Source organism: Acidimicrobiia bacterium, assembly GCA_040881685.1.
Classification (GTDB): domain Bacteria; phylum Actinomycetota; class Acidimicrobiia; order IMCC26256; family PALSA-555; genus SHVJ01.
In genome coordinates this window covers 59,459-76,736 of record JBBECS010000017.1, presented here as the reverse complement: position 1 = coordinate 76,736, position 17,278 = coordinate 59,459, and the positions used below count along the sequence as shown (strand labels likewise).

At 67.4% G+C, this 17,278-nt stretch carries 15 protein-coding genes, 1 tRNA gene and 1 pseudogene; 9 read left to right on the top strand and 8 right to left on the bottom strand.

The features are described from left to right. Positions 1–5: 5 nt before the first annotated feature. The 3 genes and pseudogenes from WEE69_05155 to WEE69_05145 form a co-directional block, all read right to left on the bottom strand. Complete coding sequence (locus WEE69_05155; GenBank protein MEX1144675.1) at positions 6–218, bottom strand: GNAT family N-acetyltransferase; 213 nt, start codon at positions 216–218, stop codon at positions 6–8. 19 nt (positions 219–237) lie between these two features. Further along, a tRNA-Gly gene (locus WEE69_05150) sits at positions 238–308 on the bottom strand. A gap of 41 nt (positions 309–349) precedes the next feature. Then, positions 350–939 (bottom strand): annotated as a pseudogene (locus WEE69_05145) (dihydrofolate reductase family protein). 78 nt (positions 940–1,017) lie between these two features. Here WEE69_05145 and dcd point away from each other — a divergent pair. Further along, positions 1,018–1,590: a dCTP deaminase gene (gene dcd, locus WEE69_05140; GenBank protein MEX1144674.1), complete on the top strand. Its 573-nt coding sequence runs from the start codon at positions 1,018–1,020 to the stop codon at positions 1,588–1,590. 3 nt (positions 1,591–1,593) lie between these two features. Here dcd and WEE69_05135 read toward each other — a convergent pair whose 3' ends face one another. From WEE69_05135 to WEE69_05125, 3 genes are all read right to left on the bottom strand, one after another. Then, positions 1,594–2,376 carry a DUF4239 domain-containing protein gene (locus WEE69_05135; GenBank protein MEX1144673.1) on the bottom strand — a complete coding sequence of 261 codons (783 nt, stop codon included), beginning with the start codon at positions 2,374–2,376 and terminating at the stop codon, positions 1,594–1,596. 27 nt (positions 2,377–2,403) lie between these two features. Continuing rightward, the gene (locus tag WEE69_05130) at positions 2,404–4,599 is read right to left on the bottom strand and encodes a (Fe-S)-binding protein (protein MEX1144672.1); all 2,196 of its coding nucleotides are present in this window, start codon (positions 4,597–4,599) and stop codon (positions 2,404–2,406) included. A gap of 123 nt (positions 4,600–4,722) precedes the next feature. Then, positions 4,723–5,145 carry a cyclic nucleotide-binding domain-containing protein gene (locus WEE69_05125; protein ID MEX1144671.1) on the bottom strand — a complete coding sequence of 141 codons (423 nt, stop codon included), beginning with the start codon at positions 5,143–5,145 and terminating at the stop codon, positions 4,723–4,725. 136 nt (positions 5,146–5,281) lie between these two features. Between WEE69_05125 and dnaK the strand changes: the two genes are divergently transcribed. From dnaK to WEE69_05105, 4 genes are all read left to right on the top strand, one after another. Beyond that, the gene (gene dnaK / locus WEE69_05120) at positions 5,282–7,126 is read left to right on the top strand and encodes a molecular chaperone DnaK (GenBank protein MEX1144670.1); all 1,845 of its coding nucleotides are present in this window, start codon (positions 5,282–5,284) and stop codon (positions 7,124–7,126) included. Further along, entirely contained in the window at positions 7,126–7,641 is a 516-nt protein-coding gene (locus WEE69_05115) for a nucleotide exchange factor GrpE (protein MEX1144669.1), read from the top strand. The genes dnaK and WEE69_05115 overlap by 1 nt, the downstream gene beginning before the upstream one ends. A gap of 89 nt (positions 7,642–7,730) precedes the next feature. Then, on the top strand, positions 7,731–8,867 hold the full coding sequence (gene dnaJ, locus WEE69_05110; GenBank protein MEX1144668.1) for a molecular chaperone DnaJ: 1,137 nt from the start codon (positions 7,731–7,733) through the stop codon (positions 8,865–8,867). Between the two features lie 2 nt (positions 8,868–8,869). After that, entirely contained in the window at positions 8,870–9,208 is a 339-nt protein-coding gene (locus tag WEE69_05105; GenBank protein MEX1144667.1) for a MerR family transcriptional regulator, read from the top strand. Here WEE69_05105 and WEE69_05100 read toward each other — a convergent pair. After that, the gene (locus WEE69_05100) at positions 9,201–10,103 is read right to left on the bottom strand and encodes a DUF2510 domain-containing protein (protein ID MEX1144666.1); all 903 of its coding nucleotides are present in this window, start codon (positions 10,101–10,103) and stop codon (positions 9,201–9,203) included. The two genes, WEE69_05105 and WEE69_05100, sit on opposite strands and share 8 nt — an antisense overlap. A gap of 116 nt (positions 10,104–10,219) precedes the next feature. Here WEE69_05100 and clpB point away from each other — a divergent pair, with 116 nt between their 5' ends. After that, positions 10,220–12,793: an ATP-dependent chaperone ClpB gene (gene clpB / locus WEE69_05095; protein MEX1144665.1), complete on the top strand. Its 2,574-nt coding sequence runs from the start codon at positions 10,220–10,222 to the stop codon at positions 12,791–12,793. On the opposite strand, the gene WEE69_05090 is transcribed toward clpB, so the two are convergent. Beyond that, positions 12,794–13,306, bottom strand: a complete 513-nt coding sequence (locus WEE69_05090) for a hypothetical protein (protein ID MEX1144664.1) — start codon at positions 13,304–13,306, stop codon at positions 12,794–12,796. It abuts the gene before it with no gap. Between the two features lie 23 nt (positions 13,307–13,329). On the opposite strand from WEE69_05090, the gene WEE69_05085 reads away from it, so the two are divergent. The 3 genes from WEE69_05085 (at position 13,330) to purD (ending at position 17,174) form a co-directional block, all read left to right on the top strand. Next, positions 13,330–14,511: a hypothetical protein gene (locus tag WEE69_05085; protein MEX1144663.1), complete on the top strand. Its 1,182-nt coding sequence runs from the start codon at positions 13,330–13,332 to the stop codon at positions 14,509–14,511. Positions 14,512–14,595: 84 nt separating this feature from the next. Beyond that, positions 14,596–15,888 (top strand): adenylosuccinate synthase, encoded by a 1,293-nt coding sequence (locus tag WEE69_05080; GenBank protein MEX1144662.1) that lies wholly within the window; start codon positions 14,596–14,598, stop codon positions 15,886–15,888. Then, complete coding sequence (purD, locus tag WEE69_05075; protein ID MEX1144661.1) at positions 15,888–17,174, top strand: phosphoribosylamine--glycine ligase; 1,287 nt, start codon at positions 15,888–15,890, stop codon at positions 17,172–17,174. The genes WEE69_05080 and purD overlap by 1 nt, the downstream gene beginning before the upstream one ends. Positions 17,175–17,278 lie beyond the last annotated feature (104 nt).

Below are 17,278 nucleotides of genomic sequence, written 5' to 3'. Positions count from 1 at the left end.
GGACACTACGCGACGCGGCGCAGCATCGCCCAGACGCGCGCCGGGCCGACGTTGTACTCCTCGTCGACCACAAACCCATGATGCATGTAGAGGGGGAGGTTGCGCGGGTTCGACGTTCCCAGGAACGCCGGAACGCGCGCACGATCAGCCTCGTCGAGCCCGACCTTGATCAACGCGGATCCGATGCCCTGGCCCTGACGGTCGGGGCCCAAGCTCACGACTTCAGTCAGAACCCAGAGCGGGTGGCGGGAATCGAACCCGCGTTCTCAGCTTGGGAAGCTGATGTTCTGCCGCTGAACTACACCCGCGAGAAGCCCGCGAGGCTATCCGAGCGTCGCCTGGGTCAACGTCAGGATGCTGGGCGGTACGTGCAGATGTGGACGCCGGTGCTCGAGGTCTTCGTCGAGATCAGTTCGAGCCCGTGGGCCTTGCCGTCGTCGGGGAAGAGTCGTTTGCCGCCGCCCAGCACGATCGGTTCGATCACCAGCCGGTACTCGTCGACGAGGTCGTTGTTGATGAGTTGCGACGCAAGGTTGGAGCTGCCCATAACCTGGATATCCGCCCCGCTCTGCGCGCGAAGCTTTCGCACCTCGGCGATGGCGTCGTCAGCGGGGAGCAACGTCGAATTCGTCCACGTGAGGTCCGCCTGGGACAGGGTTCGGGACGCGACGTACTTGGGGATCTCGTTCATGCGGTCGGCGAAGGGATCGCCGGCGCGACCCGGCCACGCGGCCGCCATCGTCTGCCACGTACGACGGCCGAGAGGAGCGCTTCCGTCGTCTCCATGACCCCGCCGATCGCGGCGCCCATCGTTTCCGGGTCGAAGTACGGCATCGACCAGCCGCCGTTCTCGAAGCCGCCCTCGGTGTCCTCGTCTCGCCCTCCCGGAGCCTGGACCACCCCGTCGAGGCTCACGAAGTCACTGACGACGATGCGCACTGTCCGTTCCCTTTGAGCCGCGAGAAGCCAGCGAGGGTAGCGCGGGTCTGCGGCGTCAACCGTTTAGGCTCCGCCGCCGTGGTCTTGTCGGACGTGACGATTCGCGAAGAGCTGGCGGCGGGGCACATCGTGATCGACCCGTTGATGGACGACGCGATCCAACCCTCGTCGGTCGACCTGCGCATCGCCCGCTACTTCCGGGTGTTCCGGAACGATACGACGCCGTACATCGACCCGAAGCTGCCGCAAGAAGATCTCACCGAGCTCGTCGAAGTCGCCGACGAAGGCGCGTTCATCCTCCACCCGAACGAGTTCGTGCTCGCCAGCACGCTCGAGCGGGTGCAGCTCGCCGACGACATCGTCGCCCGGCTCGACGGGAAGTCGTCGCTGGCGCGACTGGGACTCCTCACCCACGTCACGGCGGGCTTCGTCGACGCCGGCTGGGACGGGCATCTCACGCTCGAGCTCTCGAACGTCGCCACGCTCCCGATCGCGATCTATCCCGGGATGAAGATCGGTCAGATCTCCTTCCTGCGCATGACGACGCCCGCTGAGCACCCCTACGGAAGCAAGAAGACGGGATCCAAGTATCAGGGCCAGGAGGGGCCGACGCCGTCGCGCTACTACCTCAACTTCGAGGACAAGAAGTAGCGGCTAGCGCGCCGCCGACGCGAGGAAGTCGCGGAGTGGCGCGTCGGTGACTCGGATGATCCCGCCGAATGGGAAATCGAGGCTGACGACCAGGGCGAACGTCACGAAGATCACGAGCCCGAGCGTCGACACGATGAAGAGATGTGACTTTCGGTGCTTCGTGTCGAGCAGCGTTGCGATGCCCATCACGGAGACGCCGACCACGAACAGCATCCAGAACAAGGTCGTCGGCACGGCGGGGCGGGCCGCGTCGATCAGCTCGGCCTTGGTCCGCACGACCTCGTCGAGCGAGCGCAAGCTCGCGTCGTACGCCGCGCGTTCGGCCACGCTCGTCGGTTCGGTCGCCTGCACCGCGCGGAACACACGGTCGAGCGCCCGGTCGGTCGAGCGATCCGGCTTCGCATCTTCCTTGAGCCGGGGGATCTCGGAGCGCATGCTGACCCGCGCGTAGTGGCGCGTGGCGGCCCGAACTCGGATCTGGTCCGAGCCCGGGAAGTCGCGGCTGTTGGCGTCGATCACGGCGAGTGCCGCGGCCTTGCTCGACACTTGCGCCTGGGTTTCGTTCAACCGCGTGTACTCGTCGATGATGACGAAGCCGATCAGGATGGCGTAGATCGTCGCGATCACCTGGAGCATGACGCCAGCGGTGTGCGTTGCCCGCTCGCGGGTGTCGGGCGCCACGTAGCGACGCATCAGCGCGTCGAGCAAGAACGTGACGATGAGGCCTGCCGCGATGAAGATCGGGAACAGCACGTAGGCGGGTTGACCCGCCAGCCACCGAAGCATTCGTGTCCCCCCGCGTGCGCGATCGAGCTAGGTAACCGGTCGGGCCGGAGCTGCTTTCGTCTCGCTGGTCTCGATCGCCTCGAGCAGCACCTCGGCGATGTCCTGCACCTTCACGTCCTCGTCGCGCTGCTTCTCCTTGACCCCGTCCTCCATCATCACGTAGCAGAACGGGCACGCCACCGCGATGCGCGACGCACCGGTGGCGAGAGCTTCTTCCGAGCGCTCGGTGTTGACCTTCTTACCGACGCGCTCCTCCATCCACATGCGGGCACCACCGGCGCCGCAGCACATGCCTCGCGTGCCGTTACGCGGCATCTCGACAATATCGATGCCGACCAACGAGCCGACGACCTTGCGCGGCGCGAGATACACGTCGTTGTGCCGCCCGAGGTAGCAGGAGTCGTGGAACGTGATGCGCTCCTCGAGCGACGCGCCGTCCATCGAGAGCCGGCCGTCGTCGATCAGCTCCATGAGCAGCTGCGAATGGTGGACGACGGCGTAGTCGCCACCGAGCTGCGGGTACTCGTTCTTGAGCGTGTTGAAGCAGTGCGGGCACTGCGTGACGATCTTCTTGACGCCCATCCCGTTGAGCGTCTCGATGTTCTGCATTGCCAGCATCTGGAAGAGGTACTCGTTGCCGGACCGGCGGGCCGGGTCGCCCGTGCACAGCTCGCTCGGTCCGAGGATCGCGAAGTCGATGCCGGCGCGTGTGAGCAGCTTCGCCATCGCGCGGCTGGTCTTCTTGTTGCGGTCGTCGAACGATCCCGCGCACCCGACCCAGTAGAGGTACTCATGGTCGAGGGAACCGCTGCCGTCGACGATCGCCACACCTTCGAAGTCCTTGGCCCAATCGGCCCGCTCCCCCTGGTTCATCCCGTAGACGTTCGAAGAGTTCTCCATCGACCGGTACGTGTTGCCGAGCTCGGTGGGGAAGTCGCTCTCCATCAGGGAGAGGTACCGGCGCATGTCGAGGATCTTGTCGAGGATCTCGATGTTCACCGGGCAGATCTCGTCGCATGCCTTGCACGTTGTGCAGGCCCAGAGCTCCTCGGAGGTGATCCGCTCGAAGACCGAGTTGACGGTGATCGTGATGTCGCGGTCGATGCCGACGGGCGGAGAGACCGGCGGTGTGCTCGTGGCGGCCATGACCTCGCCCACCTTGAGCACGATCTCGCGCGGGTCGAGCGGCTTGCCCGTCGCGTGCGCGGGGCAGACAGAGGTGCAGCGCCCGCAGATCGTGCACGCGTCGGTGTCGAAGAGCTGCTTCCAGGTGAAGTCCTCGACCGTGGACGCCCCGAACGTCTCGAGGTCGGTCTCCATCAGGTTGGGCATGGGCTTCATCGCACCCTTGGGCCGGTCGGTGGCCCGCAGGTACATGTTCATGGGCGAGGTGATCATGTGGCGCAGCTTCGTGGTGGGGAGGAGCACGAGGAACGCCACGAAGGCGGCGAAGTGCACGATCCACGCGACGCGGTGCGCGTCGACGAGGGTGCCGATCTCCCACCCGTCGACGAGCTCGGCAACCCGGTAGCCCGCGAACGACCACTTCTCGAACGGCTGCATGCCGTCGAATGCGATCCGGAACCCCTCGGTGAGGAAGCCCGTCACGCCGATCGCGAGGAAGGTAGTGAGGATCGCCGCGTCCTCGGGCTTGGTCTTGATGCGGATGCGGTACGGGCGCTGGCCGTACCGACGGGCCATCGCCCAGACGATGCCGACCATGAACACCACGCCGAACAGGTCGGCGGTCGCGGCGTACCCCTTGTACACGTCGCCGTGGAGGAACTTGAGTTCCTCGGGCATCTGGTGGTCGATCTCGAGGATGACGGTCGCCGCGAAGAGCACGAGGAAGCCGAAGTAGATGCACGAGTGCATCACGCCGGCGGCGGGGTCGCGCAGCAGTGTCTGCATCCACACGCCGGCACGGAAGTCGCGCAGCCGTCGGTGCACGTTCTTCCTGTTCGTGCTGCGGTCGTCGGGCTGGCCGCGCTCGTAGTTGCGGACGCGCACAGACACCAGCCACGTAACGGCCAGGAGCATCACGACGATCACGCCGTAGAAGACCCAATAGATGGCGTCAGGCACATTGACGAACACGTGCCGACTGATTGGGGAGTCGTCCTCCCATTCCGTCAGCCTCGGGATGATGCCCGACGCGAGCGCGCCGAGCGCGGCGAGCACACCGACGGCGAGGACGAATTGGTGCGGCTTCGGCCGGCGCACGGCCGAGAACCTAGTGCTCAGCCAAGCAAACGCGGCGATTCGAGAACCGCGGCACCCGAAGGGTGCTCGCCAGGAGCGAGCGACGGCGGCGCAGGTACCCTGCGCCGCCGCGAGCGACGAATGCTATTGAACGGCTTGGGCGTCGTACGCGCGCAGCCGTCGGGCGATGCCGGCGAGGAGCTTGTGCGCGAAGCCGGGGACCTCATCGATCAGCGCGGCGAACTCGCGCTGACCGAGCACCACGAGCTCCATCGGCGTAGACGCCGTCACGGTGGCGTTGCGAGGAGCCCGGTCGAGGAGGGCGAGGTCGCCGAAGAAGTCGCCCGGTCCGAGCGTCGCGACTTCCTGTCCGTGGCGGGTGACCTTGGCGTTGCCGTCGATGATCACGAAGAACTCGGCGCCGGCGGCGCCCTCGCTCACCAGGACCTTCCCGGTGTCCACCCGGATGTCCTCCGCCCGCCGCGCGACCTGCTGGAGGTCCTTCTTGGAGCAGGCCGAGAACAGCGGGACCTCGGCCAGGTGGTCAACGAATGAATCCTTCGCCATGCGGGGAATCTAGCGATAGCCGTGCCCGCGTGCGCCGTTGGCCCCTCGGGGCGAAAACCTGGACTCGCAGGAATAGCGACCCGCCGGGGAAAGTTGATACCTTCACACTCAAGTCTGTAGACCCGGAGGAACCACCATGCCCAGAGCCGTAGGCATCGACCTCGGTACCACGAACTCGGTCGTCGCCACCCTCGACGCGGGGGAGCCGACCGTGATCCCGAACTCCGAGGGCCAGCGCACGACGCCGTCGGTCGTCGCGTTCTCGAAGACCGGCGAGGTGCTCGTCGGCGAGGTCGCGAAGCGCCAGGCGATCACGAACCCGGATCGCACGGTCCGCTCGGTCAAGCGCGAGATGGGCACGAGCTGGTCGATCGAGATCGACGCCAAGAAGTACACGGCCCAGGAGATCTCGGCCCGCATCCTCCAGAAGCTCAAGCGGGACGCGGAGGCCTACCTCGGCGACACCGTCACCCAGGCCGTCGTCACCGTGCCCGCCTACTTCGACGACGCCCAGCGACAGGCCACGCAAGAAGCCGGTCAGATCGCGGGCCTCGAGGTGCTGCGCATCATCAACGAGCCGACCGCGGCCGCGCTCGCGTACGGGCTCGACAAGGACACCGACCAGACGATCCTCGTCTTCGACCTCGGTGGCGGCACGTTCGACGTGTCGCTGCTCGACATCGGCGATGGCGTCTTCGAGGTGAAGGCGACAGCCGGCAACACCCATCTCGGCGGTGACGACTGGGACCAGCGCGTCGTCGACTGGATGGTGCAGGAGTTCAAGAACGCGCACGGCATCGACCTCTCGGCCGACAAGATGGCCGCGCAGCGGCTCAAGGAAGCCGCGGAGAAGGCGAAGATCGAGCTGTCGTCCACGCAGGAGACGTCGATCAACCTCCCGTTCATCACCGCGACCCAGGACGGGCCGCTGCACCTCGAGCAGTCGCTCACGCGATCGAAGCTCCAGGAGCTGACCGCCGACCTGCTCGAGGCCTGCAGGGGCCCGTTCGATCAGGCAATCCGCGACGCGGGCATCGACACGTCCAAGATCGACCACGTCATCCTCGTGGGTGGTTCCACGCGCATGCCCGCGGTCGTCGAGCTCGTGCACGAGATGACCGGCAAGGACCCGCACAAGGGCGTGAACCCCGACGAGGTCGTGGCGATCGGCGCGGCGATCCAGGCCGGGGTGCTCAAGGGCGACGTCAAGGACGTGCTGCTCCTCGATGTCACGCCGCTGTCGCTCGGCATCGAGACCAAGGGTCAGATCATGACCAAGCTCATCGAGCGCAACACCACGATCCCGACGAAGCGGTCGGAGGTGTTCACGACGGCCGACGACAACCAGTCGAGCGTCGAGATCAAGGTGCTCCAGGGCGAGAGCGACATGGCGTACCGCAACAAGACCCTGGGCACGTTCCAGCTGGTCGGCATCCCGCCCGCTCCGCGTGGTGTCCCACAGGTCGAAGTCACCTTCGACATCGACGCCAACGGGATCGTGCACGTCTCGGCGAAGGACCTCGGGACGGGCAAGGAGCAGCAGATGACGATCACCGGCGGCACTGCGCTCGACCGCGACGAGATCGACCGGATGATGAAGGAAGCCGATGAGCACGCCGAAGAGGACAAGCTGCGCCGCGAGGCGGTCGAGTTCCGCAACAACGCCGACTCGCTCGTGTACCAGACCGAGAAGCTGCTCAAGGAGCAGGCCGACAAGGTTGGCGACGACGACAAGGCGAAGATCGACGCCGCACTCGGCGAGCTCAAGGAAGCACTCACCGGAGAGGACATCGATGTCATCCGGGCCAAGCACGAGGCGCTGATCCAGGCGAGCCAAGAGTTCGCGCAGCGGCTCTACCAGTCGGCTCAACAGGAGCAGGCGGCCGACGGTGCGGATGGCGGCGGTGCCGACCCGGCGGCGTCCGATGACGAGGTCGCCGACGCTGAGATCGTCGACGAGGGCGAAGAGCGCAGCGCGTAATGGGCGACGAAGCCATGGACGAGCACGCGGAGGAACCCGGCTCGGTCGAGGAGGCAGAAGCTTCGGTCGAGGAGGATCTCATCGCGCTCTCGAAGGAGCGGGACGACTTCCGCGAGCTCGCCCAGCGCGTCCAGGCCGACTTCGAGAACTACCGCAAGCGCATGCTGCGTGAGCAGACCGAGAAGATCGAGCGCGCCAACGAGTCGCTGATCGAGCAGCTCCTCCCCGTGCTCGACACCTTCGAGCTGGCGCTGGCCAATCTTCCCGAGACGGACGAGCAGGTCCGCAAGGGCGTGGAACTCGTGTACGCCGATTTGCTCGGCGTGCTCGAGAAGGCGGGGTTGGAGCGCATCGACGCGCTCGGCAAGCCGTTCGACCCGCACGAGCACGAAGCCGTGGCGCAGGAAGACGGCGAAGGCGACCCCGTGGTGTTCGACATCCTCCGACCGGGTTACCGCCTGAAGGGCCGCGTGCTCCGACCGGCGACGGTGAGGGTCACGCGCTCGGAGGCTTGAGGTGAGCGACCGCGGCGCACGTACCGTGCGACGCAGCTCACCGTGGCCCGAGCGGCCCGGCCCGCAGGGCCGAGAGCGGAAGAGCTGACATGGCGCCGCAACGCGAATGGTTCGAGAAGGACTACTACGAGGTCCTGGGGCTGAGTGCGAGCGCGACCGACAAGGATGTCCAGAAGGCCTACCGCAACCTCGCCAAGCAGTATCACCCCGACGCGAACTCGGGCGACGCGGCCGCGGAGGAGCGCTTCAAGGAGATCTCCGCGGCGCACGAGGTGCTCGGCGATCCCGACCGCCGCAAGGAGTACGACGAGGTCCGCCAGATGGTCGCGACCGGGCGCGGCCCAGGGGCCGGCGGATTCGGCGGCCGCGGCTTCGAGGGCGCGACCTTCGACTTCGGTGAGGGGGGTGGACTCGGCGACCTGTTCGGTGGCTTGTTCGGAGGCGGTGCGGGGCGCCAGCCTGGGCGTCCACCGACTGCGCCTCAGCGCGGCCACGATCTCGAGACCGAGCTGCGCCTCGACTTCCTCGACGCCGTACACGGCGTCACCACTTCGGTGGCGCTCACGTCTGACGCGGCGTGCTCGAAGTGCGGTGGCAATGGCGCCGAGCCGGGAACGATGCCCGAGCGCTGCGCAACCTGCGGCGGCAGCGGATCCGTGGCCGTCGACCAGGGTCCGTTCTCGTTCTCCCAGGTCTGCCCGACGTGTGGCGGCCGCGGACAGATCGTGACCCACGCGTGCTCGAAATGCCGCGGGACCGGCGTCGAACGACGGCGCCGCAACGTGAAGGTCAGGATCCCGGCCGGCGTGCGCGATGGCCAGCGGATCCGCGTGAAGGGTCGTGGCGGGGCCGGACGCAACGGCGGGCCGCCGGGTGACCTGTTCGTCGTGGTGCACGTCGGCAGCCACCCGATCTTCGGTCGATCGGGAGCCAAGGACCTCACGGTCACGGTGCCAGTCACCTTCCCCGAGGCGGCGCTCGGCGCGCAGGTGAAGGTGCCCACGCTCGATGCGCCGGTCACGGTCAAGGTGCCCGCCGGCACCGAGAGCGGAAAGACCGTGCGCGTGCGCGGGCGCGGCATCAGCCCGGCCAAGGGCAACGACGGCGACCTTCTCGTGACCTTCGAGGTCGTCGTGCCCAAGAAGCCCAACGCTGACCAACGCGCCGCGGTCGAAGCACTGGCCGAGACGCTGGACGACGACCCGCGCGCGCACCTTGGAGTGTGACGATGACGAGCCACCGCGAACCCACCCCGCACGAACGCTCGCTCTACATCATCTCCGTCGCCGCGGAGCTGGCCGGCGTGCACGCGCAGACGCTGCGCATCTACGAGCGCAAGGGATTGATCGAACCGGCCCGCACGCAAGGAGGGAGCCGGCGCTACTCGGATCGCGACATTGAGCTGCTCCGTCGGATCCAGGAGCTGACGAACGAAGGAGTCAGCTTGGTGGGCGTGCGCAAGATCCTGGAACTCGAGGACGAGCTGGCGCGGATGCTCACGAGGATCCGCGAGCTCGAGCAGGCACTGGCGCAGAGGCGCGCCGCGGCACGTGGCGCCGCTAGCTAGAAGTGATCGACTCGAGGAACCGGCGGAGCTCTGCCTCGGTGGGAGCGGTGCGCGGCTCGCGGACGGTCACGATCACGTACAGAGGCCGACCGCTGTCCGTCGTTCCCACGTACTCGATGATGCGCTTCACGGGTTCGGTCGTCGTGTCGACCAGCTCGAGGCGGAACGCCGGGCCGCTGGCGAGGCGCGTCTGCTCGGCGGAGACCATCCGGAAGTCGGCGAGCTCGGCGACCACCTGCTCGGTGGTCTGGTTCGCCAGCACGTGCAGTGCCGGCAACGGCACGGGCGCGGGGTCGGTCTTGACCTGCACCGTGTTGGTCTCGAGCGCGCTGGCGTTCGCGTTCGACACGACGAACCGAACGCCGACGCCCGGTGTCTCCTTGTCCACCCGCCACTCGTGTGGATACCGAAAGCGCAGCTCCGCGTCGGTATCGGCGAAGCGGATGGTCGACGCGAGCCGGGGCCGCTGCTCCTCGCCGAGGGTGGCGGTGCCCATGCCGGCTCCCGCCGCGAGCAGGATCACGGCCGCCGCGAGCGCCGCCCACGTACGCCGCGACAAGTTCCGAGGCTTGGAGGTCGCCGACGCGCTGTCTTCGTCGGGCTCGCCCGGCGCCTCGAGGCGAGGGACCGGCGCGAGCACTCGGGGGGCCGTCGAGATCGGACCGATCGCCGCGGGCTCGCTCGAGAGCGCCGGGGCCTCGCCGCGCGGGTCGGGCGCCGCGAGGTCGCCGATCCCCGCGTGCCAGGAGATGGCCTCGGAGCCCGGTTCGAGCCGGGCGATGCGGGCCGTCCAGGCGGCGCCGTCCCACCAGCGCAGGCGGGTGGGGTCGAGCGGGTCCGGGTGCCAGCCAGGTCCGGCCGGCCGCGGCGTGGTCGGGGTGGCTTCCCAGTTCACAATGGTTCGAGGATGGCACAGCATGGGCATTTCGACCGGGAATCCCCCCGGAGACGGAATGGCAAAGTTGATGGTGGTGTTATCAACTTAGACCGTACGTCCGAGATGAGGCTCGCATGGCACTTGACCCGAACAAGCTGACCCGCAAGACGGGCGAGGCCCTCCAGACCGCGCAGTCGCTCGCGCGTGAGCGCAACCACGCCCAGGTCAGCGCCGAGCATCTGCTCGCCGCCCTGGTGGGCCAGCCCGAGTCGGTCGTGCTACCCGTGCTCGAACGCCTCGGGGTGACGCCGTCAGCGGTTCGCGATCGGGTCGACGAAGCGCTCTCGAAAGTGGCCCAGGTCTACGGCCAGACCGCGCAAGCGCAGCTCTCCCCCGAGACGTTCCAGGTGCTCGAGACCGCCGATGCGCAGCGCACCGAGCTCGGTGACGACTACCTCTCCACCGAACACGTCCTCCTCGCGATGACCGAGGTCGTCGGCGGCGTCGGCGATCTGCTCCGCAGCTTGGGTGTCACCCGCGACGCCGTGCTCGGCGCGCTCAAGGACGTTCGTGGCAGTCACCGCGTTACCAGCGAGAACCCCGAGGACCAGTACCAGGCGCTGGAGCGCTTCGGGCGCGACCTCACGGAGGAAGCGCGCAAGGGCAAGCTCGACCCGGTCATCGGGCGCGACGACGAGATCCGGCGTGTGATCCAAGTGTTGTCGCGCCGCACCAAGAACAACCCGGTGCTCATCGGCGAGCCCGGCGTCGGCAAGACCGCGATCGTCGAGGGGCTCGCGCGCCGCATCGTCGAGGGCGACGTGCCGGAGTCGCTGCGCAACAAGCGACTCATCGCGCTCGACATCGGCGCGATGGTCGCTGGCTCCAAGTACCGCGGTGAGTTCGAGGACCGGCTCAAGGCCGTGCTCAAGGAGATCACCGACGCCAACGGCGAGGTCATCTCGTTCGTCGACGAGCTCCACACGATCGTCGGCGCCGGCGGCGCCGAAGGCGCAGTCGATGCCGGGAACATGATCAAGCCGATGCTGGCGCGCGGCGAGCTGCGCATGGTGGGTGCGACCACGCTCGACGAGTTCCGCAAGTACATCGAGAAGGACCCCGCGCTGGAACGGCGCTTCCAGCAGGTGTTCGTGGGTGAGCCGTCTACCGAGGACACGATCGCGATCCTGCGCGGGCTCAAGGAGCGCTACGAGGTGCATCACGGGGTGCGTATCCAGGACGCCGCGCTTGTGGCGGCCGCGGTGCTCTCCGACCGCTACATCACCGGACGTCAGCTGCCCGACAAGGCGATCGACCTGATCGACGAGGCCGCGTCGCGCCTGCGCATCGAGATCGACTCGATGCCGATCGAGATCGACGTGGTCGAGCGGCGCATCCGCCAGCTCGAGATCGAGAAGGCGGCGCTCTCTAAGGAGACGGACGCCGGGTCGAAGCAGCGCCTCGCGGCGATCGAGGCCGAGGTGGCCGAGCTCGCCGAGGAGCGCGACGCCATGGTGGCGCACTGGCAGAACGAGAAGGACGCGATCACCGAGATTCGCGCCCTGAAGGAGCAGCTCGAGCAAGCGCGCAACGAAGCCGAGCGGGCCGAACGTGAAGGCGACCTGGAGAAGGCCGCGCAGCTCCGCTACGGCACGATGCGCGACCTCGAGCAGGAGATCGAGGAGAAGACCGCGCGCCTCGACGAGCTCCAGCGCGACAAGAAGATGCTGAAGGAAGAGGTCGACGAGGAAGACGTCGCCGAGATCGTCTCGAAGTGGACGGGCGTCCCGGTGACGCGCCTGCTGGAGGGCGAGGTCGCCAAGCTCGTGCGGATGGAGGACGTGCTCCATTCACGGGTCGTGGGTCAGGACGAGGCGGTGAACGTGGTCGCCAACGCGATCCGTCGATCGCGAGCCGGTCTGTCGGACCCCAACCGACCGATCGGGTCGTTCCTGTTCCTCGGTCCCACCGGCGTCGGCAAGACCGAGCTCGCGCGCAGCCTGGCCGACTTCCTCTTCGACGACGAGCGGGCGATGGTCCGCATCGACATGTCGGAGTACCAGGAGAAGCACAACGTGTCGCGCCTCGTGGGCGCGCCTCCCGGATACGTGGGCTACGACGAAGGCGGCCAGCTCACGGAGGCCGTGCGTCGCCGCCCGTACTCAGTCGTGCTGCTCGATGAGATCGAGAAGGCGCATCCGGACGTGTTCAATGTGCTCTTGCAGGTGCTCGACGATGGTCGTCTCACCGACGGACAAGGTCGCACGGTCGACTTCTCGAACTCGGTGCTGATCATGACGTCCAACCTCGGCGGCGGTGCCGACGAGCGGACGATCATGAACGTGGTGCGCAGCCACTTCAAGCCCGAGTTCCTCAACCGCATCGACGAGATCGTGACGTTCCATCCCCTCACCGAGGCGCACATCCGCGAGATCGTGGAGTTCCAGGTGGAGCACCTCCGAGCGCGGTTGGCCGAGCGCAACCTCGGCATCGAGCTCACCGACGCCGCGCTCGAGCACATCGCAACAGTTGGATACGACCCCGACTACGGGGCGCGACCGCTCAAGCGCGTTCTCCAGAAAGAGATCGCCGACACCGTGGCGCTCGGCTTGCTGAAGGGCGACTACTCCGACGGCGACGTGGTGGTGGTCGACGCATCCAGCGACGGCCAGCTCACCTTCAGCCGCAAGCAGGCCGTCAACGCCTGATCACTCCGGCGTCGAGATGTTCGTGATCTCGACGTAGACCGAGTCGGCAGGCCGGGTCTCACCGGGCTGCGGGGCCGCAGCAGTGATGACGAGTTCGAGTGTCGCGCCAAACGCGGCGGTCGACGCGGTCACCTCGACCCGCAAACGACGGGCCGCTTCCGGCGGTACGTGGCGAAGCTCGAGCGTTCCATTCTGCGCACCTGCGGTCACGTCGCGCTTTCCGAGGAAAGAGCGGACCTCGAAGCCGGCGTCAGAGGTGCGCACGGTCACAAGGAACGAGTCAGATTCCGCGCCGTCATTCTGGATGCGCACCGAAAAGGCAAGCCGATCATCGACGATCATGCTTCGCTGCTGCCCGACATTCGTGCTGCCGTAGAGATCGTCGCCGGTGAGGACCGCGCCGGCGCGGCCGACGATCATCACGTCGGGTTGTGAGTTCACTTGCCCGGCCGCGGCCGCAGGTGAGAGCGCCAGCGTGAACGCGACCGCGAGGATGACTCCACCTCGCGACACGCCACCGAGCGTAGCCTTCGACCGTGGCGGGTCCTTCGGGCGACGCGATCGAAGCGACCGAGCAGTGGTTCGTCGGGCGAGGGCTCCCGCACTTCATCTTCCGGTACAGCGCGTCACGTGACGTCTGGACCCGCGCGGCGCCACTGCTGACCCTCGTCGCACTGGTCGAGGTCGTGGTCAACGCACCGAGCGCCGACTTCGAGGTGTGGGTCAGTGTGCTGGTGAGCGTTGCCGCCTTCATGGCGGTGATCGCGGTGTGGGCGGTCTCGAACCGCCTCCGTAATCGTCCGCTCTTCGCTCGCCCGGAAGACGTCGGCCCCGTCGAGGTCGCGTTGTTCGTGGTGCTGCCAGCGCTGGTACCGATCGCGACCGACGGTCAATGGCGCTCAGGGCTCGTCACCGGCGGAGCGAACCTGGCGCTGCTGCTCCTGATCTACGTCACGACCAGCTACGGACTGATCCCGATGTCGCGCTGGGCGCTTGTGAACGGCGCTCGCCAGATCCTCTCGGTGTCGGCAGTGCTGATGCGCGCACTTCCTTTGCTGCTCCTCGTGGTGATCGTGGTCTTCTACACGGTCGAACCGTTCCAGATCGCCCACGAGCTCCCGACCGAGCTGATCGGTGTGGCGGTCGCGTTCTTCCTCGTCCTTGCCACCGGGTTCGCCGCGATCCGCGTGCCGCGCCAGGTGGGCGAGCTCTCCGACGGCGAGTCGTGGCAGGCGATCCGGGCGCGTGCCGGCAAGACGCCCGCGGCGCCGTTGCGTCGGAGCCTCCCTGCGCGTCCGGCGTCACCGCCGCGCTTGACGAGGAAGGAATGGCTCAACGTCGGTCTGGTCGTGATGGCGAGCGAAGCCATCCTCGTGCTGATCGTCGGCGCGGCGATGTTCGGTTTCCTCGTCGTGCTCGGCGTGCTGACCGTTCCGACCGAGCTCGCACGTGTGTGGATCGGTGAGCCACCCGATGTGCTCCTCTCGTTCAGCTTGTTCGGTGCCGACCTGTCGCTGACGTCCGAGCTGCTCGAGGCGGCCGGCTTCCTTGCCGGGTTCACCGCCCTCCAGTTCACGGTGTCGCTGCTCTCCGACGAGACGTACCAGAAGGAGTTCCTTCAGGATCTGCGCGAGGAGCTGCGTGAGTCACTCGCGGTTCGGGCCGTCTACCTCACGGTGATGATCCGTCGCGCCCGAGCGAGCGCCAGAAACGAATGACGTTCGTCCACCGACCTCCGACTACCCTGTCCCCAACGTGACTGCAGTCGCGTGTGCCGCCACCACCGTGAGCCGGAGGCCCTCTTGCCTGGCACGGTGATCGTCGGAACCCAATGGGGCGACGAGGGCAAAGGTCGCTTCACCGACTACCTCGCCAAGGAATCGACCCTCGTCGTCCGCTATCAGGGCGGGCACAACGCCGGCCACACGATCGTGGTCGAGGGCCAGGTCTTCGCTCTCCAGCTCGTGCCGAGCGGTGTGCTGTACCCGTACGTCACGCCGATCATCGGCAACGGCGTCGTGGTGGACCCGGGCGTGCTCATCGCCGAGCTCGACATGCTCGAAGGCAAGGGCGTGGACACGAGTCGCTTGGTCGTGTCGGGCAACGCGCACTTGATCATGCCGTACCACCAAGAGCTGGACCGAGTGACCGAGCGCTACCTCGGGAAGAACAAGCTCGGCACCACGAAGCGCGGCATCGGCCCCGCGTACGCCGACAAAGCGCTGCGCGTGGGCTTGCGCGTGCAAGACCTGCTCGACCCCAAGATCTTCCGCGAGAAGCTCGACCTCGCACTCCGTGAGAAGAACGGTGTGCTGGCCAAGGTGTACAACCGGCTCCCGCTGGACGGCGACGAGATTGCCAAGGAGTACCTGGCGATGGTGCCGCGCCTCGAGCCGATGATCGCCGACACCGTCCACATGGTCCACGACGCGCTGGACGCCGGCCAGCAGGTGCTCTTCGAAGGCGCGCAGGCCACCTACCTCGACCTCGACCACGGCACGTATCCGTTCGTGACCTCGTCGAACCCGGTCGCCGGTGGGGTGTGCACAGGCGCGGGTGTGGGTCCGCGGGCGATCGACCGTGTCATCGGCGTGTCGAAGGCGTATACGACGCGCGTCGGCGCCGGACCGTTCCCCACGGAGCTGCTCGAAGGCGATGAGATCGGCGAGCTGCTCGTGGATCGAGGAAATGAGTTCGGTACCAACACTGGGCGCCGACGGCGGCCGGGGTGGCTCGACGGCGTGATGCTGCGCCACGCGGTGCGGCTCAACAGCTGCAGCGAGGTCGCGATCACCAAGCTCGACGTGCTCGCGCCCCTGGCCGAGCTCAAGGTGTGCGTGGCATATGAAGGGGAGGACGGCACGCGCTACGACCATGTGCCGTACCACCAGTCGGTGCTGCACAAGGTTCGTCCGGTGTACGAGACACTGCCAGGCTGGCAGAGCGAGATCACCGAGGCCGAACGCATCGAAGACCTCCCCGCGGCCGCGCGCGACTACGTGCGTTTCATCGAGAAGCTCGCCGGCGTCCCGATCAGCTTCGTGTCGGTCGGCCCCGGACGCGAACAGACAGTCGTTCTTCCCCGCGCCGCTTGATGCGCGTCCTCGTTGTCGGCGGTGGCGGGCGGGAGCACGCGCTGTGCTGGGCACTCGCACGCAGCGATTCCGTGGAAGAAGTCGTCGCCACGCCGGGTAACCCCGGTATCGAAGGCGTAGCGCGCTGCCTGCCGGTCGACCCCAAAGACCCCGCTGCCGTCGCGCGGCTCGCGGACGACGTGGACGCTGACCTGGTGCTCCCCGGATCCGAGGACACCCTCGTTCGGGGCGTCGTCGACGCGGTGCAGGCACGCGGGCGCCATGCATTTGGGCCGGTCGCGGCGGCCGCCAAGCTCGAGGGCTCCAAGGCGTGGATGAAGGAGGTGGCCGCCGCCGCCGGCGTTCCAACCGCGCGTCACGGCACCTTCTCAGCGGCTGATCAGGACGCCGCGTTCGTCTTCCTCGAGTCGCTCGACGGTCTGTATGTGGTCAAGACCGACGGCCTGGCCGCAGGCAAGGGCGTGATCGTCACCGAATCGATCGCGGAGGCACGCGATGCAGTGCGCGCCTACTTGTCAGGCGACGCGTTCGGCGACGCTGGTCGCACCCTTGTGATCGAGGAAGGGATGCGGGGCCCCGAGCTCTCGTTGCTGGTGGTGTGCAACGGTGACGTTGACGCCGCGGTACCGCTCGCCCCCGCCCAGGACTTCAAGCGCGTGCACGATGACGACGCGGGACCGAACACCGGCGGGATGGGCGCGTACTCACCGGTTCCGATTGCGGGCGATGACATCGTGGAGGAGGTCATGTCCAGGTCGGTGCGACCCACGCTCCATGAGCTCAGGGCGCGTGGGCTCGAGTACCGCGGGATTCTCTACGCCGGCCTCATGCTCACCGTCGACGGGCCAAAGCTCGTTGAATACAACGTGCGTTTCGGTGACCCCGAATGCCAGGTGGTGGTTCCGCGCCTGGAGACCGACCTGGGCGAGCTCTGCCTGGCCGCGGCACGCGGCGAGGCCTTGCCCGAGGTGCGATGCGTCTCGGAATCGTGGGTGACGTTGGTCCTCGCCTCCGAGGGCTACCCTGCGTCCCCGCGCACCGGGGATGTGATCGACGGACTCGACGAAGCGTCCGGGTTGCCCGGCGTCGTGCTCTTCCATGCGGGCACCGCGCGTGCTTCGGATGGTCGCCTCGTCACGAATGGCGGCCGCGTGCTCGACGTCACCGCGTCCGCCGAGAGCCTCAGTGAGGCTCGCGATCGCGCCTATCGAGCCGCGGCGCAGATCAGTTGGCCGGGAGTGCACTTCCGACACGACATCGCCGCAGCCGCGGCGGTTCCAACATGAGACACGGCGGCACCGGAGGTGCTCCCAGTCGCTGGCGAGCGTCCCGAAGGGTGGCGCCGGACGACGAGTGGCTTCGCCACTCGTCAGCCATGAGACGGAGCCTG